17 protein-coding genes and 1 tRNA gene are annotated in these 18,047 nt (G+C 57.3%); 17 read left to right on the top strand and 1 reads right to left on the bottom strand.

Going from position 1 to position 18,047, the window contains the following annotated elements; all coding sequences use genetic code 11:
• The first annotated feature begins 108 nt into the window (after positions 1-108).
• The 4 genes from yabP to AV656_RS15830 all read left to right on the top strand — a co-directional run bounded on the left by yabP (position 109) and on the right by AV656_RS15830 (position 2,136).
• Complete coding sequence (yabP, locus tag AV656_RS15845; protein WP_008301233.1) at positions 109-414, top strand: sporulation protein YabP; 306 nt, start codon at positions 109-111, stop codon at positions 412-414.
• Positions 411-914: a spore cortex biosynthesis protein YabQ gene (gene yabQ, locus AV656_RS15840; protein WP_063183915.1), complete on the top strand. Its 504-nt coding sequence runs from the start codon at positions 411-413 to the stop codon at positions 912-914. The genes yabP and yabQ overlap by 4 nt, the downstream gene beginning before the upstream one ends.
• 48 nt (positions 915-962) lie before the next feature.
• The gene (locus AV656_RS15835) at positions 963-1,391 is read left to right on the top strand and encodes an FtsB family cell division protein (RefSeq protein WP_063183912.1); all 429 of its coding nucleotides are present in this window, start codon (positions 963-965) and stop codon (positions 1,389-1,391) included.
• Between the two features lie 310 nt (positions 1,392-1,701).
• The gene (locus AV656_RS15830) at positions 1,702-2,136 is read left to right on the top strand and encodes a S1 domain-containing RNA-binding protein (protein ID WP_063183910.1); all 435 of its coding nucleotides are present in this window, start codon (positions 1,702-1,704) and stop codon (positions 2,134-2,136) included.
• Positions 2,137-2,398: 262 nt separating this feature from the next.
• On the opposite strand, the gene AV656_RS15820 is transcribed toward AV656_RS15830, so the two are convergent.
• Positions 2,399-2,472 (bottom strand) — tRNA-Met (locus AV656_RS15820).
• A gap of 251 nt (positions 2,473-2,723) precedes the next feature.
• Here AV656_RS15820 and AV656_RS15815 point away from each other — a divergent pair.
• The 13 genes from AV656_RS15815 to lysS all read left to right on the top strand — a co-directional run bounded on the left by AV656_RS15815 (position 2,724) and on the right by lysS (position 17,745).
• Positions 2,724-5,135, top strand: coding sequence for a SpoIIE family protein phosphatase (locus AV656_RS15815; RefSeq protein ID WP_063183906.1), 2,412 nt, complete (start codon positions 2,724-2,726; stop codon positions 5,133-5,135).
• Between the two features lie 24 nt (positions 5,136-5,159).
• Positions 5,160-6,608: a tRNA lysidine(34) synthetase TilS gene (gene tilS, locus AV656_RS15810; RefSeq protein ID WP_063183904.1), complete on the top strand. Its 1,449-nt coding sequence runs from the start codon at positions 5,160-5,162 to the stop codon at positions 6,606-6,608.
• On the top strand, positions 6,605-7,147 hold the full coding sequence (gene hpt / locus AV656_RS15805; protein ID WP_063183902.1) for a hypoxanthine phosphoribosyltransferase: 543 nt from the start codon (positions 6,605-6,607) through the stop codon (positions 7,145-7,147). Before tilS ends, hpt begins: the two co-directional genes overlap by 4 nt.
• A gap of 155 nt (positions 7,148-7,302) precedes the next feature.
• The gene (ftsH, locus tag AV656_RS15800; RefSeq protein ID WP_063183899.1) at positions 7,303-9,303 is read left to right on the top strand and encodes an ATP-dependent zinc metalloprotease FtsH; all 2,001 of its coding nucleotides are present in this window, start codon (positions 7,303-7,305) and stop codon (positions 9,301-9,303) included.
• A gap of 105 nt (positions 9,304-9,408) precedes the next feature.
• On the top strand, positions 9,409-10,173 hold the full coding sequence (locus AV656_RS15795; protein ID WP_063183897.1) for a type III pantothenate kinase: 765 nt from the start codon (positions 9,409-9,411) through the stop codon (positions 10,171-10,173).
• A gap of 18 nt (positions 10,174-10,191) precedes the next feature.
• Positions 10,192-11,079 (top strand): Hsp33 family molecular chaperone HslO, encoded by an 888-nt coding sequence (gene hslO, locus AV656_RS15790; RefSeq protein ID WP_063183896.1) that lies wholly within the window; start codon positions 10,192-10,194, stop codon positions 11,077-11,079.
• Complete coding sequence (locus tag AV656_RS15785; protein WP_063183894.1) at positions 11,060-11,989, top strand: peptidyl-prolyl cis-trans isomerase; 930 nt, start codon at positions 11,060-11,062, stop codon at positions 11,987-11,989. Before hslO ends, AV656_RS15785 begins: the two co-directional genes overlap by 20 nt.
• Before the next feature lie 224 nt (positions 11,990-12,213).
• Entirely contained in the window at positions 12,214-13,137 is a 924-nt protein-coding gene (cysK, locus tag AV656_RS15780) for a cysteine synthase A (RefSeq protein WP_063183892.1), read from the top strand.
• Positions 13,138-13,293: 156 nt separating this feature from the next.
• Positions 13,294-14,148 (top strand): dihydropteroate synthase, encoded by an 855-nt coding sequence (folP, locus tag AV656_RS15775; RefSeq protein WP_063183890.1) that lies wholly within the window; start codon positions 13,294-13,296, stop codon positions 14,146-14,148.
• Complete coding sequence (gene folB / locus AV656_RS15770; protein ID WP_063183887.1) at positions 14,148-14,516, top strand: dihydroneopterin aldolase; 369 nt, start codon at positions 14,148-14,150, stop codon at positions 14,514-14,516. The genes folP and folB overlap by 1 nt, the downstream gene beginning before the upstream one ends.
• The gene (gene folK, locus AV656_RS15765) at positions 14,513-15,028 is read left to right on the top strand and encodes a 2-amino-4-hydroxy-6-hydroxymethyldihydropteridine diphosphokinase (protein ID WP_063183885.1); all 516 of its coding nucleotides are present in this window, start codon (positions 14,513-14,515) and stop codon (positions 15,026-15,028) included. The genes folB and folK overlap by 4 nt, the downstream gene beginning before the upstream one ends.
• 56 nt (positions 15,029-15,084) lie before the next feature.
• Positions 15,085-16,101, top strand: a complete 1,017-nt coding sequence (gene dusB, locus AV656_RS15760) for a tRNA dihydrouridine synthase DusB (RefSeq protein WP_063183882.1) — start codon at positions 15,085-15,087, stop codon at positions 16,099-16,101.
• A gap of 153 nt (positions 16,102-16,254) precedes the next feature.
• Positions 16,255-17,745 carry a lysine--tRNA ligase gene (gene lysS / locus AV656_RS15755; RefSeq protein WP_063183880.1) on the top strand — a complete coding sequence of 497 codons (1,491 nt, stop codon included), beginning with the start codon at positions 16,255-16,257 and terminating at the stop codon, positions 17,743-17,745.
• Positions 17,746-18,047 lie beyond the last annotated feature (302 nt).

The raw sequence follows: 18,047 nt of genomic DNA, 5'->3' as shown, positions 1-18,047 counted from the left end.
CAGCGCTCCGGGCCATTTTTATGCCTGTCCTTCCGGGTCATGTTTCCCCGCTTCCGCTCATACAATGCGTTGAACGGACAAGGACAAGCGAAAAGGGGGAACGAACAGATGCAGATCGAACAGACTGACAATCCGGGCACCGCCTACCAGATCCCATCGGGCGACCACCACGTATCGCTCCGCAACCGCAAGAGGATGGACCTGACATCGGTAAAAGCGATCGACCGATTCGACCAGGAAGAGTTTATCGTACGCACCTCGCAGGGACAGCTCCAGATCCGGGGAGACGGCCTCCGGATTGTCCACCTCGACGTGGACAAGGGTCTCCTTACTCTCGAAGGGACCGTGAAAGTGCTCCAGTATGAAGATGAAGACGGCCATTCGCGGAATATCCTTACCAAGTTATTCGGATGATCGTTTCCCATCAGCTGCTCAGCCTGCTGGCCATGGCCGGGACAGGCATCCTCGCCGCTGCCGTCATCGACATGATCCGGACGGCGGGCGGCGGCACCCGGGCCGGCACCGCCATCGAGCTGATGGCGTGGCCGCTTTTGGGGTTGTTCGCGTTTTCTGTCCTGTTCGCCGTGCGCTCGGGAGAATGGAGGCTTTATGACCTGCTGGCCCAGCTGCTCGGCGTGATGCTCTACGAATCGGTGATCCACCGGCCGTTCCGCTTTGCAGGGAGGCTGCTCGCCGCACTGGTCATCCGGCCAATCCTGTTTTTGCTGGGCCTCGTCTGGAGGACAGTTACATTTATTGTCGGCATCCCGCTGCGCCTGATCCTCTTCTTGGTCCGGCTGCTGCTGCGGCCGTTCCGGAAGCCGATCCGGGCGGTCCGCAGAAAAGCGGGGAATCTGTCAAGAAAAGTTCGCCGCAAGTTGCCCGGCCACCCCTTAAAAAAGAGGTCCGCATGAGGTATAATGGATGAATCATGCGCTCCGAAGCAGGCAGGGGGACCGAGGATGGAACAGAAAAACAGGCAGGCAAACAGTCATGGGCCCGTCACACCGATCCAGACCGAATATGTCCGGGCCCGGGAACGCAAGGAACAGATCAAGAAAGCGCGGAAAATCCGGCTCTACCGGAGGCTCGCCGTCTTCGCCGTTCTTGCGGCGCTGATATTCGGGGGGATGACGTGGTCGCTCGTCGAAAAAAACCAGGCCATCGCCGCCAAGCAGGAAGAGAAAAAAGCCGCACTCGCCGAACTGGAGAAACTCCAGGAAGAAGGCGCAGCCCTGGAGCTTGAACTCGAAAAGCTGGATGACCCGGAATACATCGCCAAGCTCGCCAGGAAGGAATATCTCCTTTCAGAAGAAGGCGAAATCATCTTCACGCTCCCGGATGAGGAGAAAAAAGACAAAGAGAAAAAAGACGGAGACTCCGAGGAGTAAACCGTCAATTATAAATCGCTCTGTGATATCAATAGGAGCTTTTTAGCAGAAGGCTCTATAAACAGAGATTTTAAAAGGGGGACAGCAGCGGCCCGGCAAAACCGGAGTAGCCGCTGCTGTTTTTAATGGGGATTCAGAGGAACAGGAACCTTTTAAACTCTGCAGCGTCCAAGAAATCTGGCCGATTCATTGACACTCTTTGATTGTTGGTTATAATTAGGTCAAGGGACTTGGTCTGTCAAGACCCGGAATATGTATGCATGGCTGTCTGTGACGGCCCGCTTAATCTTTAAGGAGGAGCATTTTTTTTATGTCAATTGAAGTCGGCAGCAAGGTACAGGGAAAAGTAACAGGAATCACCAACTTCGGGGCATTCGTTGAGCTGCCTAACGGGAAGACTGGCCTGGTCCACATCAGTGAGGTTGCAGACCACTACGTCAAGGACATCAATGAGTTGCTCAAGGTCGGCGATACCGTAGAAGTTAAAGTGATGAATGTCGGCAATGACGGGAAAATCGGCCTTTCGATCCGGAAGGCGAAGCCGGAATCCGAGCGTCCTCAGCGTCCGGAGCGCCCGTACCGCCCGCGCGGCGGCAATCGCGGCGGCAACGACCATGGACGCGGAGGAAAAGAAAACTTCGAGCAGAAGATGGCACGGTTCCTGAAGGACAGTGAAGACCGTTTGTCCACCCTTAAGCGCGCGACGGAATCCAAGCGTGGCGGCCGGGGTGCGAGAAGAGGCTGACTTGCTGACTGCTTCGATCGAAAAAAATCTCTGATATAGATGCCCGGGAACAGCCCGGGACCGCTTCAGCGGCCTGACGGATCCACTCCGTCAGGCCGCTTTTTGATTCCGGGAAGAGGCGGACGCCGGCAATACTGAACAGCTCCGGCAGTACATCCATTCCCGCCATCTTCCGCCAACGTTCCACATGAAACAGCCAGACCGGTTCGCCCGGATACAAAAAAACAGGCCCTCCCCGATTGGGGGAGGGCCTGTTTTCGTATGGCGGCGGAGGGGATCGAACCCCCGACCTTACGGGTATGAACCGTACGCTCTAGCCAGCTGAGCTACACCGCCGTGCTTGCGACACTTCCATATCATACAGAGCCGTGCTGCCTGTGTCAATCCTTTTTTTGTTGTCGGGCATAAAAAAGCCTGCCGCGCGATTCGCCGTTTTCCCGCCACCTTCCGAGTATCCGGAAGATTACAAAAAAGAGGCTGATTCCGTCGAAAGTTTCTTCGTCCGGGTTGCCAGGAACAGACAAACTTCCGTACATCACCCCGGTATACTCAGGACACTTGATTCAAAGACGAGGGGGAATCGAATCATGAGATTATTGGGGAATGAGGCATGGCAAAACGCAGGCATGCCATTCAGGCGCTGGGCGGACGCTGTGGCCAGGCGCAAGGTGAAGATCGGGTTCTCGCTGTTTTTCCTGGCTGCGTCGTTTTTCCTTGCCAGGGCGGTGCTTTTTGAGGCGGCGGTGCCTTTCCTATTGCCGGTATGGGCGCTGGCGGCCATCCGCTACCGGAACTACCTGCCGCTCGTCATCATCGGCGGTGGGCTCGGCAGCCTGATGCTCGGGCCTGGACAGATCGCGATCCATATCCTTCAGATCCTGCTGTTCCATTCGATCATCCGTTTCCGGGTTTTCCGGAAATCAGTGCCGGTGACGCTCGGGCTGGTCGTGCTGGTGATCCAGTCACTCTGGCAGACGGCTTCCTACGGCGGTCAGGTTGGAGGGGATGTCTGGTTCCTGATCGCCTGCGAAGCGCTACTGACGGCGTTTATGGCGGTATTCCTGTTCGCGGTGTTCACGCCGGCACACCGATTCCTGCATGAGCGCTGGACGGCGGAGCGGACGGGGGCTGCTTTCCTGGTCGGCGCGCTCATGATCACGGGAATGGGCGGTATGATCTATGGACAGTTCTCGCTTCCGGCCGTGCTGATCCATCTCGCTGTTCTGTTCTCGGTGTCAGCCGGGGGTCTGGCAGCCGGAACGGCCGCGGCGACAGTGATCGGGACGATCGTCAGCGTGTCCGATCTTGAGTTCAGCGGAATGATTGCGCTTTATGCACTGACCGGCTTCTGTGCGGGAATCGCGGCAAAGGCCGGCAAGCTTGGCATCGCCGCAGCCGCACCGCTTGCATCTGTGTTCTTCTATATGTATGACGAGACCTTGCCGCTTGATGATGTCCACTTTATGTCGATGGCGCTTGCCACGCTTCTGTTCCTCTGCATCCCGTCCCGTACACTCGCGTTTGTGCGCAGCCGGGTGAATCCGGACCGCACCGTGCAGTCGGAGCGCCGTAGGCTCTGGCTCGAGGAGAAGATGGACGGCCAACTGCATGATTTCCATCAGTTTGCGCACTTTATGTCACAGCTCGTAAGCGATCACAACGGCAACAGGGAAGACGAGGGACAGCGCCGGCCGCCTTCGATCTGCCAGTCCTGCTTCCGCTATGAAAAATGCTGGGCGGACCCCGAGGATGGAATTGCGCCGCTCCTCGATGAATGGATGAAGGCCCAGGCCTCGCCGAAGCGGGGGGCGAGAATCCGGATGGAGGAGCGGATCGGGTACAAGTGCGTACGCTCCACGGGCCTGATACAGGAACTTGAGGAGGATTATTCCCAGGCCGTTCTGAATAATCAGCTTCACCATGGACGGAAAATGCTTGCGCTCCAGCTTCGCGACATGAGCCGTCACCTGAACGACATGATGATGAATATGAAAGAAGAGATCAAGACATTCCGGCCTGATGAAGAAGAGCTGTCCGCCCGCCTTCACAAGCTGGAAATCCCGCATTTCCAAGTGGACATCCTGTCGGAGGAGCGAGGCGCACGCAAAATCGTCTGCTCGCTGCCTGACCGCAAAAGCGAGTGGGAGACGGAGCGCATGGTCGCGGAGCGGCTCATCATGCCGGTGCTGAACGAGATGTACGGCGAGCCGTTCGAGGTGGAAAAGTCGGTGTTTCTTGAGGATCCGTTCCCGCACTTGCAGGTGACGTTTGTTTCTGCCGTCCGCTTCACGATGGACTATTCGGTCGTGTCTTCTTCCAAGGACGGCACGTTCCACGCCGGCGACTCCCACGAAGTGTTCCACCTCCATGACGGGCTTGCCGCGGTGATCCTGTCGGACGGCATGGGTTCGGATGCACAGGCCTACAGGGAAAGCCGCAAGGTGATCCGGCTCATGAGGGAATGCCTGAACCGGAGAATGGACCCGGAAACGGCCATGCACACGCTTCATTATGTCATGTCGCTCAAGGGCGGGGACGACATGTATGCGACCGTCGACCTGGCGCTGATCGACCTGCAGGACGGCCGGCTCTGGTCGTACAAGGCCGGTTCGATGTCGACCTACATCAGCCGGGGCGGAAAATTGTTCAAGCTTGAGAGTGCCGCGGTACCATTCGGCTTCCTGCCGTCCTTCTCGGTGGACGCAAAGCGCCATGGCCTGAAAGCCGGCGATGTGATTGTCATGATGACTGACGGCATGTTCTCGTCGTCGGTCGCCCCGGAGCAGCAGGAGACCATGCTGGGCGCGGTGCTGTCCCGATGCGAAGACCTTGGGACAGATGGGATGGCGGACTATATCATGCAGGAGATGGGCCGAAAATTCCGGTTGCCGTCGGACGACCGGACGGTGATTGTCATCAAGATCGAGCATACGGTCCAGAAATGGTCAATATTCACGCCGTATTCGACGGTTACCGGGAAGGAAACGGTGGTAAGATGAAAGGAAACGGGAGGAGGGGTGCTGATGGCGGAAGAACTGGAAAGGCAGGCGGCAGATCTGATCCGGGCGCATGGATGGATTCCGGAAGGCCGGCGCGTGCTTGTCGCCTGTTCGGGCGGCCCTGATTCCGTCGCGCTCCTCCATGTGTTGAAACGCCTCGCGGAAGGCAGCGGCTTTACGGTCGGAGCGGCACACGTCGACCATATGCTCCGCGGTGATGAGTCTGAGGAAGATGCACGCTTTGTCCGCGCCATGTGCGCAGGGCTTGGCGTGCCTTTCCATGGAACTTCGATTCCCGTCGGGGAGATTGTGAGGAAAGCGGGCGGCAATGTCCAGGATGTCTGCCGGTCGGAGCGGTACCGGTACTTCGGAGAGGTCATGGAGCAGGAAGGATACGGAGTGCTTGCGACGGCTCACCATGCCGACGATGTGCTGGAGACCGTGCTCATGCGGCTTGCCCGCGGCACGGCGGATGCGGCCCCGGGCATTCCGGCATCCCGGAAATTCGGAAAAGGACTTCTCATCCGGCCGTTTCTTTTAAGTGAAAGAAGGGAAGTCATGGAGTACCTGGAAGCACATGGCCTTCCCTACAGAACGGATCCGAGCAATATGAAGCCGGATTATACACGAAACCGGTTCCGCCACCGGATTGTTCCGCTGATCCGGGAGGAAAATCCCGGGGCAGCCCGCCGTTTCGCCGAGTGGGACCTTGCCAGGAGGGAGGACGAGGCCTACCTCGACGGGCGGGCCCGGGAAGCGTGGGAGGAGATTTCGGAACCCCTTCCCGGGGGCGGATTGACAGTGATGACAGAGGCCTTCTCCCGCGTGCCCTCCGCTTTACAAAGGCGCCTGATTCCCATACTATTAGACTATCTATACCTTTCGGGCCGGCATCCCTCCGGCGCGCGACTGGAATCGCTGATACTCAGTCAGCTGACGCGCACGGAAGGGAGCGGTTCGGTCGATCTCCCGGACGGTTTCCGGCTGGAGCGGGAATACGGAAAGGCCGTATTCCGGAAAGCCGGGCAGGAAGCGGCCGGGAATGCCTGGGAAACGCCGCTGCCCGCCGGCCGCTGGGTGGCAGCAGGCAGCGGCATGCGAATGTTCTGGTCGGACCGGGAATCGGTTCCGGAGCCGGAACCCGCGCCCGGCCGTGAGGTGCTGTATTTCGGGGAGGAGGCGGCCATTCCGCCGCTCTCGGTGCGCCCGCCGCGCGCGGGCGACCGGATTCTCCTTCCGAACATGGCCGAACCGAAGAAAGTGTCACGAATTTTCATCGACGGCAAGATACCGCGCAGCCTGAGGGCGGCGTGGCCTGTCGTTACAGCGGCGGACGGACGCGTTGTCGCAGTTCCGGGCGCCCGGTACGGCAGGGGATTCACCCGGGACGGCCGTAAGGGCGGCCCGTACATATTCATCGTGGAGCAGGCGGCAGATAATGACGCGGACCACGCACAGGAGGAAACCACATGATTGGAAACGATATCGAACAGATTCTCATCTCCGAGGAGGAGCTTCAGGAGAAAATCGCCGAGCTTGGAGCGGCTCTTACAAAAGAGTACGAAGGAAAGTTCCCGCTTGCGATCGGTGTGCTGAAGGGCGCTCTGCCGTTCATGAGCGACCTCATCAAGCGTTTTGACGGCTATGTCGAGATCGACTTCATGGATGTCTCGAGCTACGGCAATGCGACCGTCTCTTCCGGCGAAGTGAAGATCGTCAAGGACCTGAACACCAGTGTCGAGGGACGCGATGTCCTGATCATCGAAGACATCATCGACAGCGGCAAGACGCTCAGCTATCTGATCGACCTCCTCAAATACCGGAAAGCGAACTCCATCAAGATTGTCACGCTGCTGGATAAGCCAACCGGCCGCAAAGTGGACCTGAAGGCAGACATGGTCGGTTTTGAAGTTCCGGATGCATTCGTCGTCGGGTACGGCCTCGACTACGCGGAAAAATACCGGAACCTGCCGTACATTGGGGTCCTGAAGAAAGAGATCTACTCGTTCTGATACAAGCGGACGGTTGAGCGAGAAGGAAATCGGCAGATTAGGGTTTTGGATCGTGTTCCGCGGACCATTTCCAGCCAAAGCCTTTTCTTTTGGCGGCGGTGGGGTCCTGTGATAAGATTTACTATAGTTTTCTTTTAATGGTGAGGAGGCTCGGGATGAACCGAATATTAAGGTATACCATCTTGTACGGCCTGATTTTCCTCGTAATCATGGGGATCTTTGGTTCGTTCAATAACCCGAATACACAAACGAAAAATCTGACGTATAACGAGTTCCTGACGGCTCTGTCCGATGGGGACATCAAAGAGGCGACCATCCAGCCTAACCAGCTGGTGTACGAGGTCCGGGGAACGATGAAAGACGCCAAGGAAGGCGAAACCTTCGTCGTCAATATTCCGCCGGACAACGAGCAGCTGATGAGTGAGATCGATCGCGTGGCGGACCAGTCCGACACCGAGATCACCTTCCTGGCTGCACCTCAATCAAGCGGCTGGGTCCAGTTCCTGACAGGGCTCATTCCGTTCATCATCATCATCATCCTCTTCTTCTTCCTGCTGAACCAGGCGCAGGGCGGCGGCAACCGGGTCATGAACTTCGGCAAGAGCAAAGCCAAGCTGTATAGCGAAGAAAAGAAGAAAGTCACGTTCAACGACGTGGCCGGCGCCGATGAAGAAAAAGCTGAACTGGTCGAGGTCGTTGACTTCCTGAAGGATCCTTCCAAGTTCGACAACATCGGTGCACGCATCCCTAAAGGGATTCTCCTTGTCGGTCCTCCGGGTACCGGTAAAACACTCCTCGCCCGTGCGGTTGCCGGAGAAGCCGGCGTTCCGTTCTTCTCGATCTCCGGTTCGGACTTCGTTGAGATGTTCGTCGGTGTCGGGGCATCCCGTGTGCGTGACCTATTCGAAAACGCGAAGAAAAACGCGCCGTGTATCATCTTCATCGATGAAATCGACGCGGTCGGGCGCCAGCGGGGCGCCGGTCTCGGCGGCGGCCATGATGAGCGTGAACAGACGCTGAACCAGCTTCTCGTCGAGATGGACGGCTTCGGCGAAAACGAAGGGATCATCATCATCGCTGCAACAAACCGTCCGGACATCCTTGACCCGGCGCTTCTCCGCCCGGGACGTTTCGACCGTCAGATCACGGTCGGCCGCCCGGATGTGAAGGGGCGCGAAGCGGTACTGAAAGTCCATGCGCGCAACAAGCCGCTTGCCGACTCCGTCGACCTGAAGGCCATCGCGGCACGTACTCCGGGCTTCTCCGGGGCGGACCTCGAGAACCTCCTCAACGAAGCGGCCCTCGTCGCGGCCCGCCGCAACAAGAAGAAGATCGACATGACCGACATCGACGAGGCGACGGACCGGGTCATCGCGGGACCGGCCAAGAAGAGTCGCGTCATTTCCGAAAAAGAACGCAAAATCGTTGCATTCCACGAGGCCGGCCACGTGGTCATCGGCCTCACGCTCGACGAAGCGGAGATGGTCCACAAAGTGACCATCGTCCCTCGCGGCCAGGCCGGCGGGTATGCGGTCATGCTTCCTAAAGAGGACCGCTACTTCATGACCAAGCCGGAACTGCTTGATAAGGTTTCCGGTCTCCTCGGCGGCCGTGCCGCGGAAGACATTGTCTTCGGCGAAGTCTCGACCGGCGCGCACAATGACTTCCAGCGCGCAACAGGCATTGTCCGCCAGATGGTCACCGAGTACGGCATGAGTGACAAGCTCGGCCCGATGCAGTATGGCCAGAGCCAGGGAGGCAACGTCTTCCTGGGCCGTGACATCGGCTCGGAGCAGAACTACTCCGACAAGATTGCTTACGAGATCGACCAGGAAATGATGGATATGATCAAAGAGCAGTATGCACGGACAAAGAAGATCCTGACCGAGCGCCGCGGGCTGCTTGATCTCATTGCGAACACGCTTCTTGAGAAAGAAACGCTCGACGCACGTGACATCAAGCACCTCGAAGAGCACGGCATGCTTCCGGAGCCGCTTGATGAAGAAGGCGAAGAGCCGGAAACTGAAGGGACGCCGGATTCGACCGGTGCACCGTACGATCCTTCATCGGGAGACCTCCCGCAGGAAGAAGGCTCAAACACCGAGACACCTCAAGGCCCGATCCGTGAAGACCGGAAGGGACCTGGAATCGAATAAGACAATCAGACCGGCGTCCCCTTTTGGGGGTGCCGGCTTTTTTTGCCGGCGGCGGTTGTGATATGATGTTACGGACAATCTCGAATGAATAAGTGAGGAATGGCCATGATTCTGGTAATGGATACCGGGAATACAAATATTGTCCTTGGTGTATACCAAGGGGACGAGCTGAAATACCAGTGGCGGATGGGCACTGACCGCAGAAAGACGGAAGACGAGTTCGGTATGCAGGTGAAATCGCTGTTCACCCATGCCGGACTCGACATGAAGGCGATCAAGGGCATCATCATCTCATCCGTCGTGCCGCCGATCATGTTTGCGCTTGAGCATATGTGTGAGAAGTACTTTGGCCTGACACCGCTCGTCGTCGGGCCCGGCGTCAAAACCGGTCTGAACATCAAATATGAAAACCCGCGAGAAGTCGGCGCGGACCGGATCGTCAATGCGGTAGCCGGCATCCATGAGTACGGAACCCCGCTCATCATCGTCGATTTCGGCACTGCAACAACGCTCTGTTACATCAACGACAAAAAAGAATACATGGGCGGCGTCATCGCACCGGGAATCGGCATCTCGACCGAAGCGCTCTTCGAACGTGCATCCAAGCTGCCGCGTGTGGAACTCGTCCGTCCGGAAAATGTCCTGGGGAAAAATACGGTCGCTGCCATGCAGGCCGGGATCGTCTACGGCTATGTCGGCCAGGTGGAGGGCCTGATTGCACGCATCAAGGAAATGGCGGGCACAGATCCGAAAGTCATCGCGACAGGCGGGCTTGCGCCGCTGATTGCAAGCGAGACAGACGCCATCGACGTCGTTGACGGCCATCTGACACTCAAGGGCCTGAAGCTGATTTACGACCGCAACCAATGAATGAAGGAGATGGATCACATGTCTGATTACATCGTGAAAGGTCTGGCTTTTAATGAAACGATCCGCGTCATGGGCGCGCGCACAACGGAGACCGCAGCTGAAGCACAGCGCCGCCACCAATCCTGGCCGACGGCAACTGCCGCACTCGGCCGGACGCTGACAGGCACGGTGATGCTCGGCTCGATGCTGAAAGGTGACGGCAAGCTGACCGTCAAAGTCGAAGGGGGCGGCCCTGCGGGTGCGATCCTGTCGGATGCCGATGCAAACGGCCACGTCCGCGGATATATATCGGATCCATATGTCCACTTTGACCTGAACAGCCAGGGCAAGCTTGACGTCCGCCGCGCTGTCGGGACAGAAGGGATGTTTTCCGTTGTGAAGGACCTCGGTCTCCGCGACCACTTTACAGGGCAGGTGCCGATCGTTTCAGGTGAAATTGCCGAAGACTTCACCCAGTACCTGACTGTATCCGAGCAGGTGCCTTCCGCGGTTGCGCTTGGTGTACTTGTCAATCCTGACAACACCGTCAAGGCTGCAGGAGGCTTCATCATTCAGGTCATGCCGGGGGCGTCCGATGAAACCATCACCCTCCTCGAGGAAAGGATCACGAAAGCCCGTCCTGTATCCCGGCAGATCGAAGACGGCCTGACACCTGAGGAGATTCTGCAGGAAGTTCTCGGAGCAGAAAATGTCCGGTTTATCGACACGATGCCGGTGTCTTTCGAATGCGACTGCTCCAAGGAGCGGTTCGGCAGCGCGATCAAAGGGCTCGGAGACCAGGAGATCCGTGAGATGATCGAAGAAGACCACGGTGCCGAGGCACAGTGCCACTTCTGCCTTGAAAAGTACCAGTTCTCCGAAGACGAGCTGAGAGGATTTCTAAGTGATGAGAAGGACAAGGAATGAACCGGACCAGCCGGTACGAAAGCGCCGTCTGAAGACAAAACCGGTACTGGCCGTCCTCGGAATTCTGCTTGCCGGCAACCTGCTCTGGTTTACGCTCTGGCTGACAAAGGACGGCGGCAGTGTCATGTCCGCCGGCACAGGGGAACAGGTGGCGTCCGTCGGGAAGGAGACCGTCACGCACGAGGAGTGGATGGCGGCCATGGAAGAACGGGTCGGCCGTGAAACGCTCCGTGAACTCGTCAATCAGAAAGTGATGGAAGCTGCCGCAGGGGAATACGGCATCAAAGTCTCAGAGGACGAGATCGATCTGGAGATCGCCATGCTTCGCACAGGCGGCGAAGGCACCGGGGAACTGACAGGAGAGCCGCTCCGCAAGCAGGTGAAGTCACAGCTGATTCTCGAAAAGGTGCTGACGAAAGACATCATCATCGAAGACGAGGCTGTAGAAGACTATTATGAGGAAAATGAGTCGCTGTATGACGTGAAGCCGTCATATCGGACAGCGGCCATCATTCTGCCTGATCAGTCGGAGGCCGAAAAGGCGCTAGGCGAATTGGAAAACGGATCGTCTTTTGAGGCGCTTGCGCGTGAACGTTCGATCGATCGTGCCTCGGGAAGCCTCGGCGGGATCCTCGGCTATGTCAGTGAGTCTTCGGAAAACGTCGATCCGGCCATCATCAAGGCCGTCAGCGGCATGAAAGCCGGTGAGACCGCCGGCCCAATCGCACTGGCGGACGGGACGGTTGCGCTCCTGAAAGTGACCGACGCCGCCGAAGGCCGCCTGTTCAAGTTCAAGGAAGTCAAAGACCAGATCCGGAGGGAGCTGGCCATCGAGCAACTTCCTCAGTCCGTCACCCCGGAAGCATTCTGGGAAGAGTTCGGGGCGGAATGGATTTACGGAAAGGAATAAGAACCTTAAAAAAGCATGCCTGCCGGCGTGCTTTTGTTTTGCCGTTTTACCTGTTGGAGGTCTTCTGGGTGCTTGGTCATGCCCTGCTTTCTGATCAGCGTGACACCGGCAAAGAAGGGGAATGGGGAACCATGTAGAATTCTACAGATTGACACCTCTGCGCATACATTGATATCATGTAGGAAATAAAGCCTATTAGAATGATAGGGATTGGAGTGATCGGGATGAAAACAAGAGTAGGAAATTCGATTACAGATCTCATCCATCAGACGCCGCTCGTCAAGGTGAACCGCCTGACGGGTGAAAATGATGCAGACATCTACCTGAAGTTGGAGTACTTCAACCCGGGCAGCAGCGTCAAGGACCGGATTGCCCTTGCGATGGTCGAGCAGGCGGAAAAAGAAGGCAAGCTGCAGGAAGGTGGCACGATCATCGAGCCGACAAGCGGCAACACGGGGATCGGGCTGGCCATGGTTGCGGCGGCCAAAGGCTACAAGACCGTAATTGTCATGCCGGACACGATGAGCATGGAGCGACGGAACCTCCTTCGCGCGTACGGAGCAGAACTGGTGCTCACACCTGGCGCGGACGGCATGAAGGGCGCGATCGCCAAGGCGAATGAACTGGCCGAGCAGAATGGCTGGTTCCTCCCTCAGCAGTTCGAGAACTTCTCGAACCCTGAAGTTCATCGTTTGACGACAGGCCCGGAAATCGCGGATTCCCTTGACCGGGTGGATGCGTTCGTTTCCGGCATCGGCACGGGCGGGACCATCACCGGTGCGGGCGGCGTCCTGAAAGAACGCTTCCCTGAAGTGAAGATCATCGCGGTCGAGCCTGAGAAATCTCCGGTCCTTTCCGGCGGCCAGTCCGGGCCCCACAAGATCCAGGGAATCGGTGCCGGCTTCGTGCCGAAGGTGCTCAACACTGAAATCTACGATGAAATCATTCAGGTCTCCGACGAGGATGCCTATGACACAGCGCGCAAGGCCGCACGGCAGGAAGGCATCCTCGGTGGTGTTTCGTCCGGGGCCGCCATCTATGCGGCGCTTGAAACGGCCAAAAAGCTCGGCAAGGGCAAGACGGTCGTCGCCATTATCCCGTCCAACGGCGAACGCTACCTGAGCACACCGCTTTATCAGTTCGACTGATCTCCATACAAAACACCGACAAGAGGGCTCCGGCCCTCTTTTTATTTTGCGCATTTTCCCGGATGTCCCGGCTTCCCTATGGAAAAGCGGTGCCGGTCCGCTGTAAGATGAGGAGAAGAGCGGCGCGGAGCCGCAGTGAATTGGAGGTATGGCAGCATGAGCTTCAACGGCAGCGATGGCCGCTATCAAATCGGCGGCGCATCTATGGACTTCAACAAAGAAACGGTGGTCATGGGCATTCTGAATGTGACGCCCGACTCTTTTTCCGACGGCGGGCGGCATAACGGAACGGACGACGCAGTCCGCAAGGCGCTCCGGATGAGAGATGAAGGAGCGAAGATCATCGATGTCGGCGGCGAGTCGACGCGGCCGGGACATACCGTCATTTCGGTGGACGAGGAACTGTCCCGGATCGTTCCGGTGATCGAACGGCTAAAGGACGAGGAGGGCATTTGCCTGTCGGTCGATACGTACAAGGCGGAAGTGGCCAAGGGCGCGCTCGATGCGGGTGCACATATCATCAATGATATCTGGGGGGCAAAACGCGAACCGGACATTGCCGGAATTGCCGCGGATCGGGATGTGCCGATGATCCTCATGCACAACCGGGAAGAAGCGGAATATCACGATTTTTGGCCGGACGCGAAGGCGGATCTTGAAGAAAGTATTAAAATCGCAAAAGATGCCGGCGTCAGCGACCGCAACATCTGGCTGGACCCGGGCATCGGCTTCGCCAAGTCGACAAATGAGAACATCCTTATGATGCAGCACCTGGATGACCTTGTCGCGATGGGCTATCCGGTGCTGCTCGCCACATCCCGCAAACGCATGATCGGCAACATTCTGGACCTTCCGGTGGATGAGCGTATGGAAGGCACGGGCGCGACCGTCTGCTACGGTATTGATAAAGGCTGCCATATGATCCGTGTCCATGACGTGAAGGAAATTACCCGCATGGCGAGGATGATGGATGTGCTCACCGGCAAGTCGGCGTATAAAGGAGATTTGTGATGGACTACATTCATCTGCATGAGATGCAGTTTTACGGTTATCACGGCGCATTGCCGGAAGAAACGAAAATCGGCCAGCGCTTCACGGTCTCGCTGTCCCTTGCCGTCAGCCTTGAAGAAGCGGGGCGCACGGATGACCTGGACAAGACCGTGAATTACGCGGAAGCCTATGCGGTCGTTAAGGAGATTGTTGAAGGGGAGCCCGTGAAGCTGATCGAGTCGGTTGCGGAGCGGATCGCATCGGCGATTCTGACAGGATTCGGGGAGAAGGTCGGGGGATGCCGGGTGCGCGTCATCAAGCCTGACCCTCCGATCCCGGGTCATTACCGGGCAGTCGAAGTGGACATCACGAGAGGGCGGTTCTCATGAATACCGCTTATCTGTCTGCCGGTTCCAATATGGGAGACCGTGAGGACTATCTGCGAGAAGCGGCTGCCCGGCTAAACGGCCTCCCCGGCACGGAGCTGGACCGCCTTTCTTCCATTTATGAAACCGATCCTGTCGGTTACGAGGACCAGGCTGCATTCCTCAACATGGTGTTCAAGATTCGCACATCACTTGGAGCGGAAGAGCTGCTGGATGCGTGTCTTGGTATCGAGGCGGAGATCGGCCGTGTGAGGACGGTGCGATGGGGGCCGAGGGTGTGCGACCTTGACATTCTGCTGTTCAATGATGAAAATATGGAAACGGAGAAACTGACCGTCCCGCATCCGCGTATGCATGAGCGGGCGTTCGTTCTCGTACCGCTCCTCGAAGTGGATCCGGAACTCGCGGACAGGCTTAAGCGCCGCTTTCCGGGCTTCCCAGGAGTCGACCTCGAGGACGGGATCCGGCTTTATCAATCGATTGAAGGACCGGCCGCTTTCCTTGAAGGCAAATGAGCCGGTTTCCTATATAGCAGTCTGCCCGGAATCGGGGCAAGGCAGGAGGGAATGAAATGAACGAAACACGCAAGCCGTTCAAGATCGGGGACATCACGATGGACAACCGTGTTGTCCTCGCTCCGATGGCGGGCGTCTGCAACTCCGCATTCCGGCTGACCGTCAAGGAGTTCGGCGCCGGCCTCGTGTACGCTGAGATGATCAGCGACAAAGGCATCAACCAGCGGAATGAAAAGACGATGGAGATGCTGTACATCGACGAGCGCGAATATCCGCTTTCGCTGCAGATCTTCGGCGGTGATAAGGAAAACCTTGTCGAGGCGGCAAGATATGTCGATCAGTATTCGAATGCCGACATCATCGATATCAATATGGGCTGCCCGGTCAACAAGATTATCCGATGCGAGGCGGGGGCCAAGTGGCTGCTCGACCCGGACAAGATCCACGAAATGGTGTCGGCCGTCGTGAGTGCCGTAGACAAGCCCGTCAGCGTCAAGATGCGCATAGGCTGGGATGATGAACATCTCTACGGTGTGGAAAACGCCAAGGCAGTCGAAGCGGCCGGCGGAGCGGCAATTGCCGTCCATGGCCGGACGCGTGTGCAATTGTACGAAGGCAAGGCAGACTGGAACTGGATCCGTAAGATGAAGGAAGCGGTGAACATTCCGGTGATCGGCAACGGTGACGTCGAGACGCCGCAGGATGCCGGTCGTATGCTGGATGAGACGGGTGTTGACGGTGTCATGATCGGCCGGGCTGCCCTCGGTGACCCGTGGATGATCTACCGCACGGTCAAGTACCTCGAAACAGGAGAGCTGATCGGGATGCCGTCCGTGAAGGAGAAGATCGACGTCTGCCTGCTGCACTTCGACCGCCTCGTGAAGCTGAAGGGCGAATACGTCGCGGTGCGCGAGATGCGCAAGCATGCCTCATGGTACCTGAAGGGGATCCGGGCAAATGCAGGAATCCGCAAGGGGATCAACCAGGCGGAGACCGGGGATGAGCTGAGGACACTCCTTCTCGGCTTTGCGAGGGATATGGAGAATCAACCGGCCGCCGCTAGCGCCGTCTGATGGAATGGGCTGCCACTTTTGTGGCGGCTTTTCTTTTGAGGAAACGGCGTGAGACATCTTTCGGGGTAAATATATGTGAAGAAACAGCATGGATTGTGTACAATGAACGCATGACTGTAAACCTGTGTACGGACTGACAAAGGAGAGGAAGACATGTCGCACCTGGACGAATTAAATGACCAGCTCGTGGTCAGACGCGAGAAAATGACGGAGATAAGGGAAAAGGGACTGGATCCGTTCGGTTCCCGCTTCGAGCGGACACACCTGACATCCTGCATTAAGGAAGACTTCGGGGAAAAGACAAAAGAAGATCTGGAAGCAGAATCTCACGAGGTATCGGTCGCCGGCCGGATCATGACAAAACGCGGCAAGGGCAAGGCCGGCTTTGCGCATATCCAGGACCTGGACGGGCAGATCCAGATCTATGTCCGCAAAGACGACATCGGCGAAGATGCCTATGAACTGTTCACGGGAGCGGACCTCGGAGATATCATTGGCGTGACCGGAGCGGTATTCCGCACGAAGGTCGGCGAACTGTCCGTCCGGGCAAACAGCTTCACGTTCCTGACAAAAGCGCTCCGCCCGCTGCCGGACAAGTTCCACGGACTCAAGGACGTCGAACAGCGCTATCGCCAGCGCTACCTGGATCTGATCACTTCAGAGGAAAGCAAAGAGACCTTCATTACGCGGAGCAAGATTATCCGCTCGATCCGCCACTATCTGGACGGCCAGGGCTATCTGGAAGTCGAGACCCCAATGCTGCACAGCATTGCGGGCGGTGCGGCGGCGCGCCCGTTTATTACGCATCACAATGCACTCGACATGGAACTCTATATGAGGATCGCGATTGAGCTGCACCTGAAGCGCCTCATCGTCGGCGGACTGGAAAAGGTGTACGAAATCGGCCGCGTATTCCGGAACGAAGGCATCTCGACCCGCCACAACCCGGAATTCACGATGCTCGAGCTATATGAGGCGTATGCCGACTACAAAGACATCATGGAGCTGACGGAGAATATCATCTCGAACGCCGCGCAGGAAGTGCTCGGCACGACGAAAGTGACCTACGCCGGTGAAGAAATTGACCTGTCCCCGGGCTGGAAACGGGTTCACATGGCGGACATTGTCAAGGAGTACACAGGCGTCGACTTCTGGAAGCAGATGACGCAGGAAGAGGCACAAGCACTTGCGAAAGAGCATGGAGTGGAAGTGAAGCCGACTATGGAAGTCGGCCACGTCCTGAATGAGTTCTTTGAGCAGAAGGTCGAGGAAGAGCTTGTCCAGCCGACATTCGTCTTCGGTCATCCGGTCGAGATTTCCCCGCTTGCGAAAAAGAACCCGGACGACGAGCGGTTCACGGACCGCTTTGAGCTGTTCATCGTCCGCCGGGAGCACGCGAACGCGTTCACCGAGCTCAACGACCCGATTGACCAGCGCGAGCGCTTCGAGGCACAGATGGTCGAGAAGGAGCAGGGCAACGACGAGGCGCATGAGATGGACGACGACTTTATCGAAGCGCTCGAGTACGGCATGCCGCCGACGGGCGGACTCGGTATCGGTATCGACCGGCTGATCATGCTGCTGACGGATTCCCCGTCGATCCGCGACGTCCTGCTGTTCCCGCAGATGCGCAAGAAAGACTGAATCATGATCGCCTGTTTTCCCTGCGGGGAAGGCAGGCGTTTTTTATTTTGTTCCGGAAGTTGATGCTGTACTGAATTGCCCGGTGAAATGAAAGATTCCGACTATGATTTTTGGGCTTGCGCACTTCATTTTGCGGTGGTATAGTTATCAACGTTGCGCTTCTGATACGGACATCGCATCGGGCGAGAACGAAAAAAGTTATAAAAAGTTGTTGACTTGAACTTCGCAGCGTGTTATATTAGTAAGGTCGCTGTCAAACAACGACAACAACACAATGAACCTTGAAAACTGAACAGCAAAAC

It is taken from the genome of Bhargavaea cecembensis (assembly GCF_001619585.1).
Lineage (GTDB): Bacteria > Bacillota > Bacilli > Bacillales_A > Planococcaceae > Bhargavaea > Bhargavaea cecembensis_A.
Note: the sequence above shows the minus strand (reverse complement) of the source record. Positions and strands in the feature narration are given on the sequence as shown.